Annotated in this window: 26 protein-coding genes; all 26 read left to right on the top strand. The window is 48.1% G+C overall.

The window, feature by feature from the left end:
* The first annotated feature begins 14 nt into the window (after positions 1-14).
* The 26 genes from IPJ67_02475 to mltG all read left to right on the top strand — a co-directional run bounded on the left by IPJ67_02475 (position 15) and on the right by mltG (position 26,277).
* A complete protein-coding gene (locus tag IPJ67_02475; GenBank protein ID QQR77987.1) occupies positions 15-1,667 on the top strand; it encodes a CHAP domain-containing protein in 1,653 nt (550 codons plus the stop codon).
* Between the two features lie 19 nt (positions 1,668-1,686).
* The gene (locus tag IPJ67_02470; protein ID QQR77986.1) at positions 1,687-2,055 is read left to right on the top strand and encodes a hypothetical protein; all 369 of its coding nucleotides are present in this window, start codon (positions 1,687-1,689) and stop codon (positions 2,053-2,055) included.
* Positions 2,056-2,123: 68 nt separating this feature from the next.
* Positions 2,124-3,179 carry a phenylalanine--tRNA ligase subunit alpha gene (gene pheS / locus IPJ67_02465; protein QQR77985.1) on the top strand — a complete coding sequence of 352 codons (1,056 nt, stop codon included), beginning with the start codon at positions 2,124-2,126 and terminating at the stop codon, positions 3,177-3,179.
* 53 nt (positions 3,180-3,232) lie between these two features.
* Positions 3,233-5,611 (top strand): phenylalanine--tRNA ligase subunit beta, encoded by a 2,379-nt coding sequence (locus IPJ67_02460; GenBank protein ID QQR77984.1) that lies wholly within the window; start codon positions 3,233-3,235, stop codon positions 5,609-5,611.
* A gap of 765 nt (positions 5,612-6,376) precedes the next feature.
* Positions 6,377-7,804 (top strand): sugar transferase, encoded by a 1,428-nt coding sequence (locus tag IPJ67_02455; protein ID QQR77983.1) that lies wholly within the window; start codon positions 6,377-6,379, stop codon positions 7,802-7,804.
* A gap of 48 nt (positions 7,805-7,852) precedes the next feature.
* Positions 7,853-8,791: a class I SAM-dependent methyltransferase gene (locus IPJ67_02450; GenBank protein QQR77982.1), complete on the top strand. Its 939-nt coding sequence runs from the start codon at positions 7,853-7,855 to the stop codon at positions 8,789-8,791.
* 317 nt (positions 8,792-9,108) lie between these two features.
* Complete coding sequence (gene infA, locus IPJ67_02445; GenBank protein QQR77981.1) at positions 9,109-9,336, top strand: translation initiation factor IF-1; 228 nt, start codon at positions 9,109-9,111, stop codon at positions 9,334-9,336.
* Positions 9,337-9,402: 66 nt separating this feature from the next.
* Positions 9,403-9,516: a 50S ribosomal protein L36 gene (gene rpmJ / locus IPJ67_02440; protein QQR77980.1), complete on the top strand. Its 114-nt coding sequence runs from the start codon at positions 9,403-9,405 to the stop codon at positions 9,514-9,516.
* Between the two features lie 37 nt (positions 9,517-9,553).
* A complete protein-coding gene (gene rpsM / locus IPJ67_02435; protein ID QQR77979.1) occupies positions 9,554-9,943 on the top strand; it encodes a 30S ribosomal protein S13 in 390 nt (129 codons plus the stop codon).
* A 110-nt stretch (positions 9,944-10,053) separates the two neighbouring features.
* Positions 10,054-10,524 (top strand): 30S ribosomal protein S11, encoded by a 471-nt coding sequence (rpsK, locus tag IPJ67_02430; GenBank protein QQR77978.1) that lies wholly within the window; start codon positions 10,054-10,056, stop codon positions 10,522-10,524.
* A 45-nt stretch (positions 10,525-10,569) separates the two neighbouring features.
* On the top strand, positions 10,570-11,199 hold the full coding sequence (gene rpsD / locus IPJ67_02425) for a 30S ribosomal protein S4 (protein ID QQR77977.1): 630 nt from the start codon (positions 10,570-10,572) through the stop codon (positions 11,197-11,199).
* Between the two features lie 115 nt (positions 11,200-11,314).
* Complete coding sequence (locus IPJ67_02420; GenBank protein QQR77976.1) at positions 11,315-12,223, top strand: DNA-directed RNA polymerase subunit alpha; 909 nt, start codon at positions 11,315-11,317, stop codon at positions 12,221-12,223.
* Positions 12,224-12,247: 24 nt separating this feature from the next.
* Positions 12,248-12,619, top strand: a complete 372-nt coding sequence (gene rplQ, locus IPJ67_02415) for a 50S ribosomal protein L17 (GenBank protein ID QQR77975.1) — start codon at positions 12,248-12,250, stop codon at positions 12,617-12,619.
* A gap of 4 nt (positions 12,620-12,623) precedes the next feature.
* Entirely contained in the window at positions 12,624-13,028 is a 405-nt protein-coding gene (gene rplM / locus IPJ67_02410; GenBank protein QQR77974.1) for a 50S ribosomal protein L13, read from the top strand.
* 120 nt (positions 13,029-13,148) lie between these two features.
* Complete coding sequence (gene rpsI / locus IPJ67_02405; protein ID QQR78031.1) at positions 13,149-13,550, top strand: 30S ribosomal protein S9; 402 nt, start codon at positions 13,149-13,151, stop codon at positions 13,548-13,550.
* 127 nt (positions 13,551-13,677) lie between these two features.
* Positions 13,678-14,922, top strand: coding sequence for a serine hydroxymethyltransferase (locus IPJ67_02400; protein QQR77973.1), 1,245 nt, complete (start codon positions 13,678-13,680; stop codon positions 14,920-14,922).
* A 69-nt stretch (positions 14,923-14,991) separates the two neighbouring features.
* Positions 14,992-15,876: a UTP--glucose-1-phosphate uridylyltransferase gene (locus tag IPJ67_02395; protein QQR77972.1), complete on the top strand. Its 885-nt coding sequence runs from the start codon at positions 14,992-14,994 to the stop codon at positions 15,874-15,876.
* A 60-nt stretch (positions 15,877-15,936) separates the two neighbouring features.
* Positions 15,937-16,662 (top strand): hypothetical protein, encoded by a 726-nt coding sequence (locus IPJ67_02390; GenBank protein ID QQR77971.1) that lies wholly within the window; start codon positions 15,937-15,939, stop codon positions 16,660-16,662.
* A complete protein-coding gene (locus IPJ67_02385) occupies positions 16,659-17,843 on the top strand; it encodes a glycosyltransferase family 4 protein (GenBank protein QQR77970.1) in 1,185 nt (394 codons plus the stop codon). The genes IPJ67_02390 and IPJ67_02385 overlap by 4 nt, the downstream gene beginning before the upstream one ends.
* 81 nt (positions 17,844-17,924) lie before the next feature.
* Complete coding sequence (locus IPJ67_02380) at positions 17,925-20,291, top strand: DUF4012 domain-containing protein (GenBank protein ID QQR77969.1); 2,367 nt, start codon at positions 17,925-17,927, stop codon at positions 20,289-20,291.
* Between the two features lie 11 nt (positions 20,292-20,302).
* Complete coding sequence (gene murJ / locus IPJ67_02375; protein ID QQR77968.1) at positions 20,303-21,967, top strand: murein biosynthesis integral membrane protein MurJ; 1,665 nt, start codon at positions 20,303-20,305, stop codon at positions 21,965-21,967.
* 111 nt (positions 21,968-22,078) lie between these two features.
* Positions 22,079-23,962, top strand: coding sequence for an elongation factor 4 (lepA, locus tag IPJ67_02370; protein QQR77967.1), 1,884 nt, complete (start codon positions 22,079-22,081; stop codon positions 23,960-23,962).
* Positions 23,963-24,051: 89 nt separating this feature from the next.
* Complete coding sequence (locus IPJ67_02365) at positions 24,052-24,342, top strand: ferritin (protein ID QQR77966.1); 291 nt, start codon at positions 24,052-24,054, stop codon at positions 24,340-24,342.
* Between the two features lie 47 nt (positions 24,343-24,389).
* Positions 24,390-24,704, top strand: coding sequence for a thioredoxin (trxA, locus tag IPJ67_02360; GenBank protein ID QQR77965.1), 315 nt, complete (start codon positions 24,390-24,392; stop codon positions 24,702-24,704).
* A 47-nt stretch (positions 24,705-24,751) separates the two neighbouring features.
* Complete coding sequence (locus tag IPJ67_02355) at positions 24,752-25,192, top strand: YjbQ family protein (GenBank protein QQR77964.1); 441 nt, start codon at positions 24,752-24,754, stop codon at positions 25,190-25,192.
* Positions 25,193-25,233: 41 nt separating this feature from the next.
* Positions 25,234-26,277 (top strand): endolytic transglycosylase MltG, encoded by a 1,044-nt coding sequence (gene mltG / locus IPJ67_02350; protein QQR77963.1) that lies wholly within the window; start codon positions 25,234-25,236, stop codon positions 26,275-26,277.
* Positions 26,278-26,404 lie beyond the last annotated feature (127 nt).

Genomic DNA, 26,404 nt, shown 5'->3' with positions numbered 1-26,404 from the left:
CTGTTTGTTTGGCCGTGATTTCGTGGAATGTGTCTGCCGAATTAGATTCGGGATATGAACAGGCAAAGAAGGTGAGTGGGTTGTGCCCGAGTAATCATGATCAGCCCGATGCATGGAACTTCGCTGTTTGCAACTGTACCTCGTATGTCGCCTATCGCCTCAACCTTAGTGGTGTGCAATTCACTAATCAGTATGGCGGGGTTGCTAAGTGGGGCAATGCTAATCTCTGGGATGATTCGGACCGAGCTGGCATGGTAGGCATTCGTATCGATCAGTATCCGGCAGTGGGTAGTGTGGCGCAATGGAATTCGTACGAGCCTGGAGCTGGTAGCGTTGGTCACGTGGCATTTGTCTACAAAATCAATGTTCATAGTGACGGGTCTTTGGCTTCGGTTGAAATTGCCGAGTATAACGGTAAAGGAGATTGGTTGTATCAAACGCGCACTCTTATTCCTGGAGAGAATAAGTACCCCGGTCGTTTTCTGCATTTCGAAGATAAGGTTGGAGGAGATATTTCGAGGGCTACCTGCATTACCAAGGACGCAAGGGCTCTTCCAGGCGATGGTTACTGTCCATTTTGCTGGGTTCACGGACAGTACAGTGCGCTTTGCGAACACGCAACCAACTGGTACTACTTTGACCAGAAGAATGGAAAATTCTACACTCTCTCTTCATCTTCGTGTCCGACGTCGCCAATAGGCAGTCTAGGCAGTCAGGGCGGTGGTTACGGGACAATCCTGGACGAAAATGCTCTCCAGTCGGGCAGTGGCGGAGTTGAAGTCTTCAATCCCCCTCCCATCACCGGAGGCAAACACCCGGGCGACCTCCCCAATCTCATCGTTCACGAACTGTATCTGGTGAAAGAAGCCGATAGGGACAGCCCGCATCTTTCCCAAATCCATATCGGAGAACGAAGCTACTGCAACATCCAGGTCAAGAATACCGGAGAAGCCGGAGCTTGGGGCACCTGGGCGAATCGCTGCTACTTGTCCAAAGGAAACTATCGTGATCACGATCCCGACAACCTGGGACACGAGAGCATGACTGATTTGTCGGCGGGACAATCCCGTCGAGTCTATCAAATCATTCCCGCTTTCGAATATCCGGGAAAGTTCAATATCACTGCCTGTGCAGATACGGATGGCAATGACGGCGACAAAAAGATTGCGGAATCTGATGAAGGAGACAACTGCCATGACGAATATCGTTTTGACGTGGTAAGTGATCCCGATGTTGCTGTGACGAATCTGAATTTGGGCGAAGCGATTTTCGATCCGAACGAAGCATTTACCTTCGAGGTGACCGTTGCCAATCTCGGAGAAAATTTTGGTCCAGATGTAGTCCGCATATCCTATGCCATCGACGGCGTCTTTGTTGGGTTTGATCAAGTGAGGCGGGAAAACCTCAAAGGAGGTATGACTAAAGTGGAAAGTGTCGATATATCCCAGGGTGTTGCCGAAATCGGCGTGCATGCCGCTCGGGCATGTATCGACTACGACAGCCAGATTTCGGAGACGAATGAGACAAATGACTGCAGGGAATCAACCTTTCTTGTTCGAGACATGTCGTCCTCGCCCGTCACCGGTCCGGATCCGAATGTAGCGCCATTGCGGACGCCATCTACCAAGAAGGCGAGTCCTGCGGCATTGCAATTGCTGTTCAACTGAAAGAGCGGAGTGAAAAGAGATGAAGAAATACCATGTTATCATTCTGTTGGCTTTCACTATGATTGCCAACGCAGCTCAGTCGGCTGAAGCCATGTTCAATCCGAGCGTGCTTTGGTACGACGTGACGAGTGAAGGTGTCTTGGAACTCTGGGGCGTGCCAGAAGCGAATGGGCAGGCTTTGCAGGCGAATCCAGACTACGATTGGCCGTCGGTCAATACGGTAACACTATGGACAGGCATTATCATGAAGGCTCAGGAAATGGGATTGAGTGTGCCTGTCGGGTATGATTCGAGTACGCTGGAGATTTTGGTATATCGGAAGACCGCGGTAAATCACCTTGACTTAAGGAAGAAACGAAAGAATCGAATGTATTTGGTTGACCTTTGACCTTGCCGGTGTGGCGAGGTCTTTTTTTGACAGCGGGGGAGGGTGTGGCTACAATGAGGGGTATGAATATGGATACTTTGGATGAGCTGAAGCGGTCGGCACTCCTTGCATTTGAGGGGGTGGGGAATTTGGATGCGTTTCGCGAGAAACAAGTAGAATTCTTGGGGCGCAAGAGTGCACTCACACAATTTTTGAAAAGTCTTGCAACGCTCTCGCCTGATGAACGGCGCGAGCTGGGGAGTCGTGCCAATATGGCAAAGCAAGAGATTGCCGAAGCAAGCGAGATGGCGAGGGTTCGACTGGAGGCGGCGAGTTTTGATGCGGAGAAAGAATGGATCGATGTGACGGATTCGGGGGAAGTGCTTCCGATTGGACACATCCATATTTTGACGCAGGTCGAGCAGGAGATTTGCGATATTTTCCGTTCGCTTGGTTTCGACATCGCTGATGGTCCTGAGGTGGAGACGGAGTTTTATAATTTCGATGCGCTCAATGTGCCTGCGGATCATCCGGCGCGGGACATGCAAGACACCTTCTGGCTCCGCCAAGAGGCTACCAACAACACACAACCAACAACCAACAACAAAAGCGGCCGTCTCTTGTTGCGGACGCACACGTCGCCGGTTCAGGTGCGGTATATGGAAACGCATACGCCGCCTTTTCGCATTATTGTGCCGGGGCGGATTTTTCGTTCGGAGGCGACCGATGCGTCGCATGAGCACACGTTCTATCAGTTCGAATCGCTTTTTGTCGATGCTGACGTGTCTGTCGGAAATTTTAAGTATATTGCGGAGCTCTTCTTCAGCCGCTTCTTTGGGAAGCATATCGATGTCCGGCTTCGTCCGAGCTATTTTCCTTTTGTCGAGCCAGGTTTCGAATTTGATATTGCCTGTACCGTTTGCGATGGCAAGGGATGCTCGTCGTGTCATGGGACAGGTTGGCTTGAGGTAGGTGGCGCGGGAATGGTGCATCAAAATGTTTTTGAGGCGGCTGGGTACGAGCGTGATCGATGGAAGGGATTTGCTTGGGGGTTTGGAACGAATCGCCTCGCTATGATGAAATACAAAATTCCCGACATCCGTCTTTTTCAGAGTGGCGACTTGCGATTTCTTACTCAGTTTTAGAGAGTGCTTATAGAAAGGTTCGTTACGATATTTTTTCAACAGGTTCTTGATTTATGAAATTTAGCTATCGTTGGCTCAAGGAACTTTCTGGTACGGAGAAAACTCCCGAGGAACTCGCGGCATTTTTGACGATGCGGGCGTTTGAGGTGGAAGAGGTGATTCCTGTCGGATTTGCGGTTCCGGAAGTGTTTGTTGGGCAGGTTCTTTCGGTTGAGGGACATCCAAATGCTGATCGTTTGCGTGTTGCCCGTGTCGATATCGGCGGGATGGGCGAGAAGACTATTGTCTGCGGTGCGCCAAATCTCGAGTTGGGTCAGAAGGTAGCTGTGGCACTTCCTGGTGCGATTCTTCCTGGAGATGTCGCTATCAAGAAAACGGAAATTCGAGGAGCTTCTTCAGATGGCATGATTTGTTCTGAGAAAGAACTTGAGCTTGGAGAGAATCATGATGGCATTCTTGTATTGCCAGAAGGGGCTGAAGTGGGCATTTCTCTTACGGACTTTCTTTCCTCGGCTGACTCGGTTCTTGATGTAAAGATCTTGCCGGATCGGGGGCATGATTGTTTGTCGCATGTGGGGCTTGCGCGTGAGATTGCGGCACTTGAAGGACGTGTCTTCGACTATGATTATGACGGGCTCATCCTGCCGAAATCAAACGACAAACATTCCTTTACCATTTCGCTTGATGCTGGAGAGAAGAGTCTTCGGTACATTGGGGCGCTTGTTCGAGATGTCACTGTCGGTACCTCGCCGAAGTGGCTCGTTGATCGCTTGAGTGTTTTCGGAATGCGCTCCATCAACAACATTGTCGATGCGACCAATCTTATCATGCTTGAGTTGGGACAACCGCTCCATGCATTTGATTGGGACATAATTGCCGGCTCGGAACAGAAAGTAATAGGTCCACGTTTTGCGAAGTTTGGAGAAACACTGACGCTTCTGGATGGGAAGTCGTATGTGCTTGGCGCGGAAGATATTGTAATTGCAGATGAGGATCGAGCGCTTGCTCTTGGCGGTATTATGGGTGGGGCGGATTCGGGTGTGACAGTGGAGACAAAAAATGTCTTTTTTGAAGCGGCGCATTTTGACCCCGTTTCTATCCGGCGAACACGGACGCAACTTGGTATCGAGAGTGATGCGTCAGCTCGATTTGAGAAGGGACTTTCGTCTGATTTGACTGAACGCGCTCTAGTGCGACTCTTGGAGGTAGTGGCGCATATTGCTGGAAGTGAAGAGACTTCTATTGTCGATGAACATAAAATCCTTGCAGTATTGAAATCAATCGAGTTTTCTCCGCACGAAGTGACGACACTTCTTGGCGCAGATATTTCAACAAAAGAGATGATGACACTGCTCAAGCTTCGCGGTTTTGGGGTGTCTCTTGCGGGGAAAAATATATCCGTCACCCCGCCTTTGTATCGGATTGACGTCGAATCAGTTGCGGATATCGCAGAAGAGATTGGAAAAGGCATCGGCTATGACCGCATAGAGAGTGGGGCTCCAAACTTTCTGTTCGCATCTACTCTCGAAGACCCTATTCGTTCTCACGAAGCATCTGTGCGAGCGCATCTCTCGGCAAATGGATTTACGGAAACTCTCAACTATTCTTTCTATAGCGAATCGGATGCGAAGCAATTGCATCTCAATCGCGACGAACATCTCTCTCTGGAAAATCCAATGAATCCTGATCAGGCACTTGTTCGGCAGAGTCTTCTTCCGGGGCTTCTCAAGAATATTCAATTTAATGGGCGACGCTTTCAGAACATCAGAATGTTTGAGCTGGGGAAAGCGTATAAGCTCTCCGAAGGAGTTGTTTTGGAAACCCGATTCGTGTCCGGGGCGGTCCGGATTTCATCGAAGCATGATGAGGCTGTTTCTTTTTCGACATTGACTTCGGATGTGGCGCGTCTCTTGGGCGCCTTACGCGTGTCGTATTCGATTCGTCCACACCAGGGTACTGAGTTGTCCTTGTGGCATCCTGCGCGCACGGCGGATATTGTCACTTTTCATAATGAGTGTATTGGCATGGTAGGAGAAGCACATCCCTTACTCGTGAAAGCGATGGGAATATCGGGACGCGTCGCTCTTTTCGAATGTGACACTCGGAAATTGCTTTCTGCAATTTCGACAGATACAATCTTTACGCCAATTCGGAAATACCCCGAGACGTTGCGTGATCTTTCCTGTTTCGTTCCTCCGCGTACAACTGTTTCTGAGGTGAAAGATTGCATGATTTCTTCGGGGCAGGGTCTTGTGCTGGGTGTTGAAGTCTTTGATCGATATGTGAGTCCTGATGAGGGACGGAGTCTCGCCTTTCATATACGCCTCGGACGTGAAGATCGAGCACTTACCGGAGAAGAAGCTGATGCTGTTTTCTTAGAAATCACCCGAGGCATTGAATCTCGTCTTGGAGGGACAATCCGTCTTTCATGAGCGTTCTTGTGATTCAAAAAATGCCTGAAATGAGCTGTTTCGCCTCTATTTTTCTGTGAGGATGCGTTGACATTTCTCTTGTTTTGTAGTAGTATTTCGTAGCAGGAATCGATCTTTGACAACAAGGAAATATATCAAGGCGGGCAGGCAATCGCCCGACCCCGCACCTTTTTAAGGAAACCCGAAACAGTTACGAGTACAAAGGCGAAGCTGATTCGTTTGCGTGCTTGCTGATTCATAAATCTTTCCTGAAAGAGGCGCGGGGAGGGAGGAAAGTCCGGACACGCTTTCTTTCGAGAGCGTATGCTTTTGAAAGAAAAAGATGGTAGCGGGTAATACCCGTCGCCTGTGTTTCGATGCAGGAGAGGTGCGAACAGAGACGCTCAATGGGGAAACCAATTGAGGCATTTCGAGTAGTAATATTCGAAGTGGAGTCCTGCCCCTATTTTTGGAAAGATTGGTGTTGTTGATAGCAATAAAGGTGAAATCAATTCACTTTTTGTTTGCGCTCTCTGCAAATCGTTCTTGAAATGGGGGTGGGAGTGAAACGGCTAAATCCTTACCGGTGTGCAAGGCCGTACCCTGTCTCGCTTCGGTGAGAGAGGGTGTGCCGCAAATGATTGTTGTGGCAACACAACAGCAAGAGAAATGGTTGCACCTTGTTTTCTTTCGAGGAAATGAGGAACAGAATCCGGCTTATCGCCCGTCTTGATATATCTCTTTCCGAAAACCTTTAGGCAAGATCAAGATTTAGAAGTATCTTCTATGAAACGATCGGAACTTTTTTTCAGCGCTATTCGCGTGCCGATGGACTACTGCATGATAGTCGGTGCGGCGCTTGCGGCGTTTATGATTCGCGATCTCCCGGAGACGCGTATGTTTTTTGAACTGGGGCGCATTGGCGGAGTATTTTCCTTCAATGAATATTTTACGATTACGCTTTTCGTTGCACCGTTTTTCTTGCTTCTCTATGCGTTTGAAGGGCTCTATGATATTCGCACAACACGGAAGTTTTGGCAGGAAGCTTACAAGGTTTTCTCTGCGACATCGCTTGCGCTTGTAGTATTGATTATTGCGGTCTTCTTGAAGCGCGAATGGTTCTCTTCTCGGTTTATTATCTTACTTGCGTGGACACTCTCGGTTGTCTTCGTTGTTATTGGTCGATTCTTGATTCATTCGGCGCAACAGTGGCTCCTGATACATCGAGGTATTGGGGTGCATCGTATTTTGCTTGTAGGACGAAATGGCGTCCTTGCTCGTCTCTCAAAAATATTCAGAGAGAAGCCCTGGCTCGGGTATCGGCTTTCTGCGACGATTGGCTCGGCAAGTATTCGCGAAATTAAAGAGATTCGGAAAACACGAGGTGTCGATGAAATTATTGTTTGCGATCCGTCTGTTCCTGATGAGGAGCAGACGAAGCTTCTTGATTATTGCCAGGTGAATAATATTGTTTACAAATATCTTCCGACGACACTTCAAACATCGCGATTTTCTATACGCATGTTTGAAGGAGAGCCATTTATTGAGGCGGAGCATACGCCACTTGACGGGTGGGGTAAGATTTTGAAGCGCGCGTTTGATATTATTGCTTCGGCGATACTTATTGTGGTGTTCTCGCCACTTATGCTTGTAGTTGCTTTGCTCATCAAGCTTGAGGATTCAGCTGGTCCGGTTATTTATAAAAACAAACGAATCGGTGAAGATGGAAAGGAGTTTTTTGTGTACAAGTTTCGCTATATACGATGGAAGTATTGCATTACGAAAGAGAATCCCAATTTTGAACAGGCGCTTGCCTATGAACAGCAACTTATTGCCGAGCGAAATGTGCGTGATGAGGTGCTCTATAAGATTAAAGACGATCCTCGGAAAACGAATGTTGGCGCGTTTATCGAGCGATTTTCAATCGATGAATTGCCGCAGTTTTTCAATGCCTTCCTGGGCTCTATGAGTTTGGTTGGGCCTCGACCGCATCAGGCAAGAGAGGTGGAAAAATACAAGGAGTACCATCGACGTCTGCTTACGATTAAGCCGGGCATTACTGGTATGGCTCAGGTTTCGGGTCGTTCGGATCTTTCATTTGAAGGGGAGTATAAGCTTGATATTTTCTATATCGAGAATTGGTCATTGTGGCTTGATATTTCCATTTGTCTCAAGACACTCCGCGTGCTCTTGCGACGACGGAGGAATGTCTAGACTCATGTTTTTGTAGATGAACGACGATATATATTTCTGATTGACCTTATGCGAATCGCTACTGATTGGACGGACTACGAATTGATTGATGCTGGCGTGGTATCTGTCGATCGAGGCACTGCTCCACATGTTGTGGGCGGACATGCTCGCAATACTCCGCGTGGTGATGCAAGTGGAGGAGAGAAGTTGGAACGTTGGGGGGAGTTTGTCTTGCGACGTCCGGATCCGCAGGCGATATGGCCGCAGGGGGAGGATAAACGGTGGAATGTGCCCGATGCACAGTATCGCCGAAGCAGTGATGGAGGTGGCGCTTGGGAATCTGCAGAGACTTTGCCAAAGATGTGGACTATTTCATACAAAGCGTTACGTTTTCGTATCGAACTCATGGGGTTCAAGCACACAGGTCTTTTTCCTGAGCAGGCAGTGAATTGGGATTGGATGATTGAGAAAATTCAATCGGCGTCGAAGCCAGTTCGTGTTCTAAATCTCTTCGCCTATACTGGCGGCGCGACGGTTGCGGCGGCATATGCCGGCGCGGAAGTTTGTCACGTGGATGCCTCGAAGGGTATGACGACGCGCGCGAAAGAAAACCTTGAATTGAGCGGACTTGCTCATGCGTCCGTTCGTCTCATTCCCGATGATGCGCTCAAGTTTGTCGAGCGAGAGGCTCGTCGCGGGAATAAGTATGACGCTATTATTATGGATCCACCTTCATTTGGCCGTGGGCCCAAAGGGGAAATATGGAAGGTAGAGGAACAACTTTTTTCGTTGCTTGATCGTTCGACAGACATCCTCTCTGATCAGCCACTCTTTGTTTTGGTCAACTCCTATACAACCGGACTTTCTCCGCAGGTGATACACAATATGTTGGCGCTCACAGTGGGGAAGAAGTATGGTGGTAACTGTTCTTCATTTGAGCTTGGACTTGCGACACAGAGAGAAAATATTATCCTGCCATGCGGCTCTTCTGCCCGATGGGAGCGGTGAATTTTCTTTCATTGTGGTCGAGAGAAAGGTGCTGTTGACAAAATTCCAACCATTAGCTAGAATACTCAGTGCTCTCAAAAAACCTAAGTTTGTAATCGGAACGGAGACGTTCGGATCGACGCGCGAAAGAAACGCTAGCATGAGGAATGACTTTCTCGGTAGACCGGTCCCTTGCTTGTGTGTTCGTCGGCGGCAGAAAATACCTGCCGTTTCTTTGCGCCTATTTGCGTTTCTAAACAGTTTCCTGTATAGTTCCCGAACAGACATTTGAAGAGAGAGAAGCATTTCTAATTTCCAGCATTGCCCATGGGGCGTATATGGGTTCGAACAAAGACAAAGAAATCATTCGTGTTGAAGGGGAGGTGATAGAGTCGCTTCCGAGTACCTCGTTTCGGGTACGACTCGAGAATGGACATGAGGTACTGGCGCATATTTCTGGGAGGATGCGAGTCAATTATATTCGCTTGCTTCCGGGAGACCGTGTGACTCTCGAAATGAGCCCGTATGATTTGAACCGTGGACGTATTGTCCATCGTCTCAAATAGAAAGACGATATCGAAAAATGTTCAATTGGTTATTTTCCGCATTGGTTCCCTCTTTACTCTATCGATATGAAAGTGAGAGCATCAGTCAAAAAAATATGTGCACACTGTAAGGTGGTAAAGCGAAGAGGGCATCTTTATGTTATTTGTGCCGTGAAGAAACATAAGCAACGACAGGGATAGTTTTTCACTTCCCGTTTTACTGATAAGAGAGAATTCTATGGTTCGCATAGCTGGTATCAACATTCCCGATCAAAAGCGCATTGAAATTGCGCTTACCTCTGTTTATGGTATCGGACTCATTACGAGTCGAAAGATCCTTCAGGAGTTGTCCCTCAATCCAGATACTCGATCAAAAGACCTTCCGATTGAAGATGCAAACCGTTTGCGAGACTTCATTGAGAAGAAATATCGCGTTGAAGGAGAACTTCGACATGCGGTCAAAATGAATGTAAAGCGACTCAAGGAGATTTCTTGTTACCGTGGTATCCGCCATCAGAAAGGTCTTCCCGTTCGTGGGCAGCGCACCAAGACAAATACGCGAACCATTCGCGGAAATGTCCGAAAAACTATGGGAAGTGGACGTCGTAAGGCGGCAGAAAAGACATAGAGTTAGGAGTGTGTTTGTGGTCTGAGAGTATCTGCCAATTCCACGGAATTTGATGAGTAAAAATAGATGAGGAATGTAGGAAACAAGTTTACCTCTACGAGACATATTTTATGACTGGAGAAAAGGACAAAGTAAAGCAGTCAACCGAAGATATTGAGGAGGTGGTCGCATCGAAAGAGGCACCTTCTGATTCTGACGGAGCGGCAGCAAAGAAGAAAAAGAAATGGAAGAATCAGATTGCCCGTGGTCGCGCGAATGTGCGGTGTAGTTACAACAATACGATTGTGACGCTCGCTGATATGAACGGAGCAACCCTTGCATGGTCAAGTTCTGGACATATGGGTTTCAAAGGCGCCAAGAAGTCAACGCCGTATGCTGCGACGCAGGTAGTGAGCGAAGTGGTTGAGAAGACTCGGAAATTCGGACTCCAGGAAGTTGAGGTGTTTGTTCGTGGTGTTGGAAGTGGTCGAGAGGCTGCGGTTCGTGCATTGGCAAACAATGGATTGACATTGCTGTCTATTCGTGACATTACTCCACTTCCTCATGGAGGGTGTCGTCCGCGGAAGCCGCGTCGAGTGTAGTTTTTTAGAAAGGGATTCTCTATTGAATTTTGTAGCACGGGTTTTATGGCGAGAAATTTGGACAAATGCAAGCTGTGTCGACGAGCAGGGGAGAAGCTCTTCCTGAAAGGAGAGCGGTGTTTTTCTCCGAAGTGCGCTATGGTGCGGAAGGCTTATGCGCCGGGTGTTCATGGAAAGACTGTGTCGAGAGGGCAGAGCGAATATGGCAAGCAGCTTGCCATGAAGCAGCGCATCAAGCGAATTTATGGCGTCTTGGAGAAACAATTCCGCAAACACTATGAAGATGTGAGTCGCAGAAAGGGTGTTGCTGGCGATCTCTTGCTTGCTCGTTTGGAAATGCGGCTCGACAGCGCTGTGTATCGTCTCGGATTTGCCTCATCGAGAGCACTTGCTCGTCAGCTTGTTTCTCACCGAGCCTTTCGGGTTAATGGGAAACTCCTGTCGATTCCATCGGCGGAAGTGCGTGTTGGTGACACTATTTCCATTGCTTCCACAAAGGCTGAAAAAGAATATTTCAAGAAAAAGAAAGGTGAGATGATTAACAAGAAAGATGTGCCGCAGTGGCTTGAGCTCGATGCGGCTACAATGTCTGGCAAAGTGATAGGCGTGCCGACGCGGACTGATATCGGTATCCATGTTGATCCGCAGGCAGTTGTTGAATATTATTCAAAATAGGTTAGTGTTTTGTTGATTTACTCTTAACCGCTTTCTAGCGTATCTCTCTTGATACTGACAGCTGAATGCTGACATTTTTCTGGAGAGGTGTGTCTCAGGAGGAACGGAAAACGGTATGCAGACTATATCTCTTCCGCAGGAGCCAAAGTATACGGCGATCGGCGAACATTTCGGGAAATTTGAAATTGACGGATGTTATCCAGGGTATGGCGCTACTTTGGGGAATGCGCTTCGCCGAGTGTTGTTGTCGTCCCTCGAAGGAGCAGCGATTACTTCTGTAAAGATTCTGAATGTTTCGCATGAGTTCTCGACGCTCCCGGGTGTTCTCGAGGATATGGTAAAAATTATCTTGAATCTCAAGAAGGTGCGCTTTCGCATGCATGGTGATGATGAATTGGTCAAGATAACTTTGAAGGCAAAGGGCGAGGGTGCGGTATGCGCCGAGAAAATTCATACGCCTTCCTCTTTGGAAATCGTGAATGGCGACCAGTTGATTGCTACGCTGACTGACAAGAAAGCCGAACTTGAACTCGAATTGACAGTGGAGCGCGGTCTTGGATATATTGCTGTTGAACACCAGGTTCGACGTGAGAAGGAAATTGGTGTTATTGCCATTGATGCTATTTATACGCCGATTGAGCGTGTAAACTATACGGTGGAAAACATGCGTGTTGGAAAACGGACTGACTTTGATCGCATTACTCTCGAAGTACTGACTGATGGGAGTATTACTCCAGAAGAAGCTTTTCAGCGAGCTGTTGCTATTTTGATGGGTCAATTCTCGGCATTGCGTAGTGAAGAAGTTATTCAGAAGGAGCAGGAGAAATTGGGAGATGCGGAGTTCGGCGCGTTCTCAGCGAGAACGAGAAAGGTGCTTGCGGCGTATGAGATACACACACTTTCAGATATTGCTGCACTTTCCGAAGCGGAAGTTCGCGATTTTTCTGGTATGGGTGAGAAGGGTTTTGAAGAAGTGGAGCATGCTTTGAAGGAAGCGGGACTTTCTTTTGCGGTATCGGCATAATTTTCCGAAAGGAACGAGACGACTATGAATCATCAGAACTCAGGACGAAAACTCGAACGAAATCGAAGCCAGAGGCGAGCACTTGTGAAAAGTCTTGCTGAGGGTTTGGTGCTCCATGGACGCATCCGGACGACGGAGGCGCGTGCCAAGGAGATGAAATCTCGTATTGATCGTCTGGTGAATATTGCCAAGGAGGGCGTTGATGTTCCTGATCGACGCGTGGCGACTATCCGACTTCTGAAGAAGCGCGTGTCTGAAGTGACGCTCGATCGTCTCTGTGATGTGGATTTTCTGAAAAAGTTTGGGACGCGAACGAGCGGATTTACTCGTGTGGTAAAACTTGCTCCTCGGAAAACTGACGGAGCAAAAGTGGCTATTCTTGAATTTGTTGACTAATTGTATGAAAGAACAGTCTCAACGGAAACATTTTCTTATCGATGCACAGGGACAGATTCTCGGTCGCCTGGCAACACGAGTTGCGAAAGCAGTCTCTGGAAAAGGGAAAGTAAATTTTGCTCCACACATTGATGGTGGAGACTTCGTGGTTGTGGTGAATACCGATGGCATGGTGGTGACCGGCAAAAAGCTTGAAGATAAGATTTATCATCGCTTTAGTGGCTATCCTGGCGGCATCACTTCTATCCGTCTCAAAGATCAGATGAAGAAGGATTCGCGTAAGGTGCTTGAGATGGCGGTGTATGGCATGCTTCCGAAGAACAAACTTCGTGATCGTATGATGACTCGACTGCTTTTCTATCCGAATGCAGAGCAGAAGCATGCTATTGATGAAACGCTTACCCTCTAACTTTTCTGCTTTTTTATGGCAACCAAGAAAGAAATTACGAAGAAAGCCGTTCATGAACCAAAGGAGACTGTTTCCGATGAAAAGAAAGTGGAGATGGAACCGGCGATTGAAGTGGCAGCAATGCAGAAATATTTTGCTGGTGTTGGTCGCCGGAAGACGGCAGTTGCTACGGTGCGAATTTTTGAAGACGCCGCTGAAGGTGAAAGCGAGGTCTCTGTGAATGGTAAGACGGCAAAGGAATACTTTCCGACGGTTCGCCTGCAGAATCTTCTTCTTGATTCAATTCGCGCTGTGGGAATGGAGAACAAATTCCGTATTTCCGTCCATGTCCGTGGAGGTGGTCCTTCGGGGCAGGCAAGCGCTTCCGGATTGGGACTTGCTCGTGCACTCGTTGTTGCTAGTGGAGAGTACCGCCCGCTTCTCAAGGCTGGGAGTTTCTTGACTCGAGATGCTCGAAAAGTGGAGCGCAAGAAACCTGGTCTCAACAAAGCTCGTCGCGCTCCGCAGTGGAGCAAGCGATAGTAGAGAAAAAATCTGACGTTTGTATTTCTTGGAAACCCGCTTGCAATGGGTTTCCTTTTGTTTTTCCGGCTTATTTGGTATACTCTCCGGATAGAGGATTGGCTTATCTGTGATGTAACGTAACGATATGTTTCGATATACAGAACTCAAGAAAACAGATGGAAAGGTGATGCTCGCAATAGCTGGGGAGATGAAGCGGCAGGAGGAGGGTTTGGAAATGATTGCATCGGAGAATTATGCTTCGCCTGCGGTTATCGAGACACTCGGAACCGTATTTACCAATAAATATTCCGAGGGGTATCCGGGGCGTCGTTATTATGGTGGGCAGGAGTTTACTGATGTGGTTGAGACGCTCGCGATTGATCGAGCAAAGAAGCTCTTTGGAGCAGAACATGTGAATGTTCAGCCGCTTTCGGGCGCTTCGGCGAATATGTCTGCCTACGCCGCCCTGCTTCAGCCGGGCGATACGGTGCTCGGTATGGATCTTTCTCATGGGGGGCACTTGACGCATGGACATCCGGTGACGTTTACTTCGAAGATTTTTCGCTTCGTTCGGTACAAGACGGAAGCGGACGGAAGCATTGACTATCGAAAACTTGAGGCACTTGCAAAAGTGGAAAAACCAAAGCTTCTCCTTGCAGGATTCTCTTCGTATACGCGACAGATTGACTACGCGAAATTTGTAGCCGTTGGGAAGAAGGTGGGCGCTATCACCATGATGGATATGGCGCATATCGCGGGGTTGGTTGCGGGAGGTGTCGTGCCGAATCCAGTTGAGTATTTTGATATTGTGACGACAACGACACACAAGACACTTCGAGGTCCTCGTGGAGGCATGATTCTCTCGCGAGAGCAGTTTGCAAAAGATATCGACAAGGCGGTATTTCCCGGTATTCAGGGTGGTCCCCATATGAATATCATCGCTGCGAAAGCGGTTGCGTTCCAGGAGGCATCAAAGGCAAGTTTCAAGAAATATGCGTCGCAGATGCTCAAAAATGCCACGAAGCTTTCGGTCGAGTTTCAACGTCGCGGATACCATGTGCTCTTTGGGGGGACGGAAAATCACATGATCTTGATAGATGTGTGGAGGACACTCGGTGTGAGTGGGCGAGAGGCTGAGACATTGCTCGATGCAATCGGTATTACGATTAACAAGAACGTGATACCAGATGAAACACGAAGTCCAATGGATCCGTCTGGCATACGAATTGGTGTGCCAGCGGTGACAACGCGCGGTATGAAAGAGCGAGATATTCAGAAAATCGTCGAATGGATGGATCAAGCGCTTCGGTCGAAGGGTGACGAGCGTTGTTTGAAGGTATTGCGAAAAGAAGTCCGCGTGTTATGTAAGCGGTTCCCGTTGTATCAATAGGCGTTATTTTGAATTTCTCAATTTATTTTTTGCAGGATGTCTTCTTGAATGAACTTTAGGTATACGAATATGGAGCACACAAAAATTAAGAAAGCGATTCTTCCGGTTGCGGGATTTGGGACGCGTTTTTTGCCAGCGACGAAGGCTCAGCCGAAAGAGATGTTGCCCGTTGTCGATAAACCGGTTGTTCAATATTTGGTCGAAGAGGCGGTTGCTTCTGGCATCGAAGAGATTATTTTTGTGACGGGTCGTGGAAAGCGCGCCATTGAAGATCACTTCGATGTCTCATATGAGCTTGAGGACACGCTTGTTGAGAAGAATAAACTTGATTTGCTTGAAGCGGTGCAGAAAATTTCGGGTTTGGCGAAATTTTCGTATGTGCGGCAGCCGATTCCTTTGGGAGATGGACATGCGCTTTTTCAGGCGGCGCATTTGGTTGATGATGATGAGAGTGTTTTGGTGATTTTTGGTGACTGCATTTATGATAGCGCTATACCGGCGTCTCGCCAGCTTATTGAGGCGTATGCCGAGTATAAGACGCCAATTATTGGACTTGCAGATATTCCTCGTGAAGAAGTATCGAAGTTTGGTGTGGTGGCAGGGGAGAGCCTCAATGTTCGAGATGTCCGTGTACGAGAAATTGTAGAGAAACCATCTGTCGAGGCGGCTCCGAGTACGATTGTTGCGCCGGGGAAATATATTTTGACGAATGATGTTTTTCGGACACTCTCTACGATGACTGAGGGTGATTCGGGTGAAATACGACTTGTCGACGCTTTCAATATCATGCTTCGCGAGGGGAAACCGATTCATGGGCGCATTCTCGAAGGAGAATGGTTTGATACGGGCGATAAGTTCAATTTTCTCAAGACGACATTGCATTTTGGTCTTCAGCATCCTGAAACAGGACCGAAACTTCGTGAGCATTTGAAGCAATTGACTCGCGAATTCTGATATTTGTAATGAAGAGAGAGTGTTTCAAAATTTTCTGAAAACTCTTGATGGAGCATGCCTATGTATTGGATATATCTCACACTCTTCGTGTTTATCGTGCTTGTTCCAAAGGTGATAAACGGCGATCGCCTGTTTCTCGCAGAGGATGACCAGGAGTCGCTTCTCATCTTCTTCGTTGGAGCAATAGGTCTTCTCATCTATTTGTGGAAGGAGAATCAGCTTCGCTTCCAATTGAGCGAGAAAGTGAAGCTCCAAAAGGAAACTTCTCGCGTTTCTCGTGATCTTGCCGATTCGTATTCCTATATCGCGGAGATTAATCGAAAGATGGAAATTGTAAAAAATATTGCACTTGGGCTTCCTGAAACTGCCGCCATTACTCCGGAACGCCTCAAAGAAGTCTATGAATCTATCATGGAAGCGCTCGGGCTTCTTGGAAAAACCGACGTGTTCTTTCTGTGCGTGGTCGATCTTCGCTCAGGAGTGATCAAAAAGAAATTCGATGTACGCGGAAAGCGATGTCCCGTACTAAATTATCAAGAGCTTGCCAAACGCACTGAAACAGTGATACGCGAGGGAGACTATTGTATTATTCGTTCGCCTCGGCGAGTGAAAGGAAGTCTTGCATTTGTCGTGCTTCGCAAGAAAACAGGCACCGTAGAAGACCCTGAGATTTTCAAGGCACTTGCTGCGCAGGCACTTTTCTTATTTTCTGCCGAGCAAGAACAAATCGCTACAAAGAAACAAGAGGAAGAGAAATCGTCAGAGACTGTAGGTGCGAAATCATGAAAATTGGCATTGATGCTCGGTTCTACGGATCGGCTGGTCGAGGTGGTCTCGGGCGGTATACGGCGGAACTTATTCGAGAGCTCGAGGTTCTCGATACAGAAAATGACTATGTGATTTTTTTGCGTCGTGAGAATTTTGATCACTACGTGCCGACGAATCGTCACTTCCGAAAAGTGCTGGCGGACTTTCGGTGGTATTCTTGTGCAGAACAATTCCTCTTTCCGCTCGCGCTTTTTCGGGAGCGACTTGATTTAGTACATTTCCCGCACTTCAATGTGCCACTTCTTTATAGGCGTCCGTTTGTTGTCACTGTGCATGATCTTATTCTTTTGCGATTTCCTACATTGCGTGCGACGACGCTCAGTCCTCTCCTCTACCGTTTGAAATTCCTCGCCTATCGTCTTGTAATTCGGAATGCCATTTTTCGTTCAGACTCCCTCATCACTATTTCAGAATATACAAAACGGGATATTCTCAGTTGCTATAATATTACCCCTGATAAGTTGACGGTCACCTATGAGGCAGCGAGTCCTGTTTGTCGAATATTACCGTATGAAAGAGCGGTACAATTTTTTGCATCAATTGGCATTCTTCCTCCGGAAGTATCTGTCAAAAGGAAATACAGTTCGTTTCATGATATACTGAAGCCGTATGCTCTCTACGTAGGGAATGCCTATCCGCACAAGAATCTCGAATTTTTGCTCTCGGCATTTGATCAGTTTCCTGATACGACCGCACGCTTAGTCTTGGTCGGCGGAGATGATTATTTTTACCGTCGTCTCAAGATGTATGCAAAACGGCGAAATATGGACCGGATAATCTTTGCAGGCGTTGTCTCAGATGAGCAGCTTGACCTCTTGTATCGGTATGCGCGCGTTTCAGTGTTTTCTTCTCTGTATGAGGGATTTGGGTTGCCGCCCCTTGAAGCGATGGCAAAAGGCTCTCCGGTTATTGCGGCGCGTGCAACAACGTTTCCTGAAGTATTGGGTGATGCGGCGATATTGTTTGATCCGCATGATTCGTCGGCATTCCAAACAGCACTGGTATCGATTTGGAATGATGAGGCGCTTCGAACGTCGCTTCGTGCTCGGGGATTTGCACAGGTGGCCCGTTTTTCATGGGAGAATATGGCAAAAGAAACGCTTTCTGTATATAAAACACATTTTAAAGGTCATTCGTGATATGAATGTGGAGTGCTTTGATCGATGTCCTTTTGCTGTTTTTTTCAATTTACACTCATGAGAAGGGATTCTTTTCGACGCATGTCGGATATTAGAGTAGTGAAGAAAACTGTTTCTGTGGGGCAGTCTTCTTGTGCGGTATCGCCCCGTCCTCTCGTTTCGCCAGTGCCGACAATTCATCGTGAGCGTACTCAACAGAGTCAGCATCCTGATGAGTCTGTTCAGGTGACATTGAATCGACAGACGGAGCCATTACAAGATGAATTTGTTTCTGATGAATTTGGCGAAAGTGATTCCTATCACGAAACTTCTTTGACGCAGGCATCAATATCGGATTCTTTTCCTGATGTTGATGCGCGCTTGTCTACTAAGTCGCCACGCCAGTTGTTTCGGGAGCGACTCTCTTTGTGGTGGTTTTCTTTTGCTTCGTCGCTTTCTTTTCTTTCGAAGATATTTAATGGTGTTTTCGGCAATCGTCGCATCATCCCCACTTCTTTTTTCGGCATTCTTCTTTTGGGGGGCGTGTGGCTTGGAATTGGGCTCTTTGAAAAGGGAATGAAAATGAAGGGGGAAGTGCTTGGCGTGAGCACTGAGGGCTACGGGGAGCTCTCGCAGGCGGTCGAGACAGCAAAGACAAAAAACTTTGCGGAATCGAATCAACTTTTTCAAGAAGCGTTCATTTCATTTTCGGCGGCGTCTGATTTGTTTGATAGCTGGAATGGAACAGTAATTGAGACAGCGCGATTTCTTCCGCTTGTTTCGAAATTGTCATCGGGAAAATATCTTGTGGACGCTGCGCGAGATATTTCAGCGGCAGGTGAGTCGATATCAAAAGTTGGAGGTTCGATTTTTTCGCTCGGGAATCCGTTGGCGGGTAATCAGAATATCTCATTCCTTTCCGTATTCCGAGAGACGCGCGGAACAATCGAACACGCAGAAACGCTTCTTTCAAGTGCTCTTGAGAATCTCGACAAGGTATCGATTTCCGACCTTCCGGAAGATAAGCGTGATCAGTTCTTGGGACTCAAGACAAAGCTGCCGGAAGTGCTCTCTGGCATGCGACTCTTTCTTGCTCATGGGGATGTCTTTGCGGATATCTTGGGAGGAAATGGACCGCGGAAATTCCTCTTTCTTTTTGAAAATAATCAGGAAATGCGCGCGACCGGCGGTTTTATCGGGAGCTATGCTTTTCTTGATATGAATGATGGACGAGTGCGAAAGTTTTTTGTTGATGGCATCTTTAATCCTGACGGTCAGCTTCATACAAATATCGTGCCGCCCGAACCGATACAGAAGATTAGCGCCGGGTGGAGTCTTCATGATAGTAACTGGTTTCCTGATTTTCCCGTTTCGGCAGAGAAAGCAATTTCATTTTACGAGAAAACTGGTGGTCCGACAGTCGATGGGGTTATCGCTTTTACGCCGGAAATTCTCAGGAAGTTTCTCGCGATAACGGGACCGATTCGAATGGAGGACTACGGCGTGACGGTCGATGAAGATAACTTCCTTGAGACTATTCAGTATCAGGTTGAGGTTGCTTATGATAGGGAAGTAAATAAGCCGAAACAGATTCTCTCTGATTTGGCACCAATACTCCTCGAGCGTATTTTTGGGGAAGGGGCTCCTCCTGGAGCGTTTGGGAAGGCGCTTTCGGCGGTTGAGTCCGGGCTTTCGGAGAAACAGATGCTCTTTTATTCTCGCAATAGTGATATGGAGCGACTCATTCGAAATGTCGGATGGTCAGGAGAAGTGCTTTCGGCGGATCGCGATTATCTCAGTGTCATACACTCGAATATAAACGGCTACAAGACGGACGGTGTTATCAATGAAACGATTACGCACCGTGCAGAAATAAAGGATGACGGGAGTGTTGTTGATACGGTTTCCGTGAAGCGAATGCATATGGGCGGGCATACCGGGCGAGAGTGGTGGGATCGGGTGAATGCTGACTATATGCGTGTCTATGTGCCACTTGGGTCGACCCTCCTCTCTGCCGAAGGGTATACTCGAGAAACGGTTGATCCGCCGCTTGACTATGATGCGTTACACTTCTCTCGCGATCAGGATGTCGAGCACGAACGACTGGGGATGCACATCGATCCCGCTTCGGGGACGCGCATTTCAGACGATGCAGAGAAAACGGTATTTGGGAATTGGGTATACGTGAGTCCTGGTGAGAGTGTTGAGGTTTCCTATACGTACCTGCTTCCATTTCACGTTGATCCAAGTCAAACCGAGAATTCACTTGATTCGTATTCGATTGTTTTTCAGAAGCAATCCGGTTCGAGGGGAAGTTTGCTCGATTCCGAAATAGCTTTTCCAGAACGCTTCCAAAATGTTTGGCAATCTGAGGGAAATCTGGTACCGTTTCAGCGGGGTGTTCATCTGCAGACAGATCTGAGTTATGATCGATTTGTTGGTCTTCTCTTCTCGAATCAAAAACGATAATCTTTGTATGTATGAGGGGGACTTTGTATCGGATGCGAATGCTTGTCGTTTCGCTGTTTCATGGGAGAGCAAATAGGACGGTAGGCGGTGCTGCTTTGGTTATCGCGGTTTTTGGTGTGGTGAGCCGATTGCTTGGCTTCGTTCGGGATCGGATTTTGGCCGGTACATTTGGTGCGGGCGATGTGCTCGATGCCTACTATGCCGCATTTCGTATCCCAGATTTTTTGTACGGTCTTCTCGTTGCAGGGGCACTCTCGGCGGCTTTTGTTCCAGTTTTTACCGAGCTTCGTGAGAAAAAAGATGAGAAGTCTGCCTGGGAGCTTGCCAGCGGCGTACTTCTTCTACTCCTTTTGCTTCTGGGTGTAGTATCGCTTTTCTCGGCAATTTTTGCGGCGCCGATTATACGTGCTATCGTTCCCGGTTTTTCGCCGGAGAAACAGTTGCTCTCGACAAGTCTTACGCGGGTCATGTTACTTGGACCACTCTTTCTCGGCATGAGTGCTGTTTTTGGGAGTGTGTTGGTGTCCTTTCGGAACTTCATTGTTTTTTCACTGGCGCCAGTTTTCTATAATGTCGGTATTATTCTCGGTGCAGTAGTGTTCTCTCGATTCTTCGGGCCGATTGGTTTGGCGATGGGTGTCGTGTTGGGGACACTACTCCATGCGCTTGTGCAGTATCCGAGTGTACGGAAGGCGGGTTTCGCTTTTTCTTTCCGGGCGGCAATTGCTACAAACCGTGAAGTTTGGCGTGTTGTGCGGCTCATGGTGCCACGCTCACTCGGTATTGCTGTGGGGCAGGTGAGCTTTCTTGTCGTCACGTTTTTCGCCTCTGTACTTGCTTCTGGGACACTGTCTGCTTTTACCCTTGCCAATAATATACAGAGCGTGCCGATTGGGCTTTTTGGTGTTGCATTTTCTCTTGCTGCTTTTCCAGCGCTGTCGGGATTTGCCGTTAAAGACGAACGTCGTCGATTTTCCGACATGCTCATGAAGACCTCTCGGAAGGTGCTGTTCTTTGTTATCCCCGTGAGTTTTATGATGATCGCGCTTCGCGCACAAATTGTGCGCGTTATCTTGGGGACGGGGCATTTTGACTGGGAAGATACGCGTATCACTTTTGAAATTCTTGGCGCGCTCTCCTTGAGTCTTTTTGCGCAGAGTCTCATACCGCTTTTTGCTCGAGCATTCTTTTCGTTGCAGGATACGAAGACGCCACTCTTGCTTGCTGCTTTCTCGGAGGCAATCCACATTGCCGTTCTCGCTTTCTTTGTCGGGAAATGGGGACCGATTTCGCTCGCAGTGTCATTCTCAGTGGCGAGCACCGTGAATGCTGCGCTCCTCTATTTATTCTTGCGAAAACGTGTCGAGGGGTGGAATGATCGTGAGTTTTTCATTTCTACGAGCAAGGTGACGCTCGCTTCTCTTGCCGCACTTCTCGCAGTGCAGTTTGGAAAGTTCTCTTTCGGACTCGGGAATGTCGAACTGGATACTTTCTTTGTCGTATTTTCGGAGTTGCTCCTTTCTGGCACACTGGGCGTTGCCACGTTTATCGCTGTTGCGTGGATGCTCAAGATAGAGGAGCTCGAAAGCGTGCGTCGATTTATCGTTTCTCGTTTTCTCAAGCAACCCCAGCTTCTCAAAGAAGCCGAAGAAGAATCCTCTCGCCCGATGGTCTGATATTGTGTTAATGTGAGCGCTTCTGCAGAAAATTGCCTTTTCTTCGGGTTTATACTACCGTGAAGGAGCTGTTGGGAGCTTCTTTTTTTGTTTTGAATGAGGGGAAAATATATGGATCAACGGTTTATCAGGAATTTTTGCATTATTGCGCATATCGACCATGGAAAGTCGACCTTGGCAGACCGGCTTTTGGAGGAGACGGGGACGGTTGAGAAGCGGAAGATGAAGGCACAACTTCTTGATCAGATGGATTTGGAACGCGAGCGTGGCATTACCATCAAACTCCAGCCAGTTCGGATGCGGTATGAGTACGAGCATCGAAACGTGGGGGGAGAAGATTTGATAGGGGAAGGCGCGCACGATTTTCCAGAAGTGGGGAGGTATACACTCAATCTGATTGATACACCTGGGCACGTGGACTTTCACTATGAAGTGTCGCGGTCTTTGGCAGCGGTCGAGGGGGCTATTCTCTTGGTCGATGCGACCAAGGGCGTGCAGGCGCAGACACTTGCCAATTTGTATCTCGCAATCGAGGAAGGATTGGCAATTATTCCGGTTGTCAATAAAGTCGATTTGCCTGCAGCAAATGTCGAGAAGACGAAGAAGGAAATTCTCCATGTTCTCGGTTGTCAGGAAGAAGACATTCTCCTTGCATCCGGGAAGACAGGCATTGGTGTCTCGGAGATTCTTCGGGCGGTTGTTGAACGAGTGCCGGCGCCTGAGGGTCGCGAGGAAGCACCACTTCGCGCGCTTATCTTTGATTCTGCTTACAATACGTACAAGGGTGTTGTCGCGTCTGTGCGCATTGTGGATGGCGCGGTTCGGCGGGACGATATGCTTCGCATGATGGCAACCTCGACGGAGAGCTTGGCAATCGAGGTGGGTGTTATGAAACCGGAGCTTACGCCAACGGAAGAATTGTCCGCTGGTGATATCGGCTATATTGCGACGGGGCAGAAGGATGTCGCCTCGTGCCGTGTCGGCGATACTATCACAACGGTTTCTCGAGGCGATCGGCAGTCGGGGAGTTCATCGTCTATTGAAGCACTTCCAGGGTATCAAGAAGTGAAGCCGATGGTGTATGCGAGTCTCTATCCGGTTGATGGTGACGACTATGCGGAGATGCGTGACGCGCTTGATAAATTGAAACTCAATGATGCGGCGTTTGTCTTCGAGCCGGAAAGCAACGCTGCTCTTGGGCGAGGATTTCGATGCGGATTTTTGGGGTTGCTCCATCTCGAAATCATCCAAGCGCGTCTCGAGCGTGAGTTTTCGCTCACGCCAACGATTACAACGCCCTCTGTTATCTATGAACTTGAACTTCGTGAAAGTGAAGGACGAGTGCCACTCTACTCGCCTATGGACATGCCGGATCCGGCTTCGATAGAAACTATCTATGAACCGTATGTCGATCTCAAGGTGGTTGCGCCAGCATCGTTTCTCGGCGCGCTTATGGATCTCTCGGCATCTATTCGTGCAGAGTATCGGAATACCGAATATCTTGATGAAGAACGCGTGCTTCTTTCTTTCGATGCGCCGCTTATGGATGTGATCGTAAGCTTTCATGATCGCTTGAAAAGCGTTTCGTCGGGATTTGCTTCTATGAACTATGAGCCGATAGGATATCGGAAGTCGGATGTAGTTCGTCTGGATATTATGGTTGCCAATGAGCCAGTCGAAGCGTTTTCTCGTATGGTACCAAAGTCGCGAGCCTTCTCGGAGGGAAAAGAAACAGTTGAGAAACTCAAGACCGTTATTCCGCGGCACAATTTCGCGGTGGCAATTCAGGCGATGGTGGGTGGTAAGGTGATTGCGCGCGAGACGATATCGGCATTTCGCAAGGATGTGATTGCGAAGCTCTATGGTGGCGATGTGACGCGCAAGCGGAAGCTCCTCGAAAAGCAAAAGAAGGGGAAGAAAAAAATGCGCGCTATCGGTGGCGTGACGATTCCGCCCAAAGCATTTCTTGATGTCTTGCGGAAAAATGATGGGTAGGAACCTATTGATTCGATTGTTTCTCGCTTGTTTTGCTTTGTGCTATACTGTCAGCATTAGGAGGGGGTAATTCGAGTAATGACACGTCTATGTTGCATGAAGAACGAGGGATGTTGAGTCCCGATTCACTTGATATGAAACGGGCAATCGACTCTCTTCGAGAAGAATTAGAGGCAATTGATTGGTACAATCAGCGAGCGGAGGGAGCGGTCGATGAAGAACTTCGTGGCATTCTCAGACACAATCGAGATGAGGAGAAGGAGCACGCAGCTATGCTTCTTGCGTGGATTGGTAAGCATGACTCAATCTTTGCTCATGAGCTGTCAGATTTCCTCGGTAGTGAAGGGAAGGGTGGTGATATTCTCCAGAAATCTCACTAGATTATAGTATTTGGTAGCGCATCTTCTAATTTCAAAAGCATAATTTTATGGCACACACATTTACCGATGCAAATTTCGAAGAAGAGGTATTGAAGAGTGAACAGCCGGTTTTGGTTGATTTTTGGGCACAGTGGTGCGGACCGTGTCAGGCGATGGGTCCTGTTATCGAAGAGCTTGCCGAAGAAGTGAAGGCAACAGCAAAAGTGGGCAAGCTTGATGTCGATGAGAATCCCAAGCAAGCATCTGAATATGGCATCCTGTCTATTCCGAGTCTCAAAATTTTCAAAGGAGGAAAAGTAGTGAAGGAGTTCATGGGTCTTCAACAGAAAGAAGTGCTCAAGGACGCGTTGTCGAAAGCGTAAACACGAGCGCCAATGTTTGGTGCGTTCCATAAATACACAAGGAGGGTATGAGAATACACAAACAAGTCGTCCCCTTTGAAAGTCGGACGCAGGTTGATTTTGTCGATATTACGGATCGTGTTCGCGATATTGTGCGCGAGTCTGGTATTCGACAAGGGCAGGTGACTATTTTTGCAGCGCATACGACGATGAGTATCGTCATCAATCATAATGAACCGCTTCTTTTGCAGGATTTCATGCGAATTCTCTACAAAGTGGCGCCGATTGATGATCATTACTCCCATGATCTTTTCGAACTCCGTAAAGAGCGTCCTTCGGATGGACGGAGCAATGGGCACTCTCATTGCAAAGCATTGCTCGTCGGATCGAGTGAGACTGTCCTGGTGGAGCGTGGCGATCTCATTCTCTCGCCACTTCAGAGTATCTTTGCACTCGAATTCGATGGTGCACGGAAACGCGATGTAATTGTGCAGGTGTTGGGAATTTGAGTGCAAGAGAAACTCTAATCGACTTTTATCGGAAACGCGACATGTTGCGGAAGTCTCTTTTTGGATTGTTTGGCGTGTGTCTGCTTGCTGGCGTAGGTGCCGGTATTTTTGTCTTTCGCGCGAAATCGGTGAAGAGTGAGTTTGTCGGGGAAAAGCTTTTTCATATAAATGAGCACGAGAATGTGTTTTCGGTCGCGAAGCGGCTTGAGGATGAACGGCTTGTGGTATGGCAAGGGTATTTCTTGTGGAGTGCGTGGACGGGCGGACTTCAGGGGAAGATTCATGCTGGGGACTTTGTGATTCCGGGGAAGCTCACTTCGCCGGATGTGGTCTCGATATTCCTCGCCAATGATGGAAAGCCAAAGGAAATGACGCTCACCTTTCCCGAAGGGTGGGATGCCAAGAAGATGGCAGCACGACTCTCGGGAAATGGGTTTGATGGCGACGGATTCTTGGCACTCGTCGCAAATCCGCTCCCTAAATGGAAAGAGAAATATCCTACTTTGGCGAGTTTGCCGGAAGGAGCTTCGCTTGAGGGTTTCTTGTTTCCTGATACCTATACCTTTCTTCTTTCGGCGACGCCGGAAAATATTCTTGCCAAGATGTTGCAAAATTTCGAGACGCGGTTTACGCAGGATATGAGAGATGAGACATTGCGACAAGGAAAGAGCATTTTGGATATTGTGACGATGGCGAGTATCATCGAGCGGGAAATTGGGACAGCAAATCAGTCTACATCGGATATCGCGCGTGAACGGGGAATGGTAAGCGATCTTTTTTGGCGGCGGCTTGCTGATGGGCATGCGCTCGAGAGTGATGCAACGGTGCAATACGCAAGAGGTGGCGAGGCAAAGGTGCAGCACTCACTCGATGATATTGCGGTCGTTTCGCCCTACAATACCTATGTGAATAAAGGGCTTCCGCCCGGACCGATATCGAATCCGGGACTTGTTTCGCTTCGAGCAGCTCTCTTCCCGATAGCAAATGACTTCTATTTTTTCCTCAATAACCCAAAGACCGGACAAACCTTCTTCTCCAAAACCTTCGAAGAACACGTGAAGAATAAAGCAGCAAATGGGCTGTAGAATTTTTTCTTTGGTTTTTTGTAACTCCCCTCTCATTTTTGCAGGGGGAGTTTTTTTGTGGGGACGGAAGTTGCTGTCAGTTTGGCATCTTGCGCAAGATATTGCGGTCGTGTAGAATGCGGGTGTC

Source organism: Candidatus Moraniibacteriota bacterium (assembly GCA_016699385.1).
Lineage (GTDB): Bacteria > Patescibacteriota > Minisyncoccia > Moranbacterales > UBA1568.
This window is presented reverse-complemented; position numbering and strand designations above follow the sequence as displayed.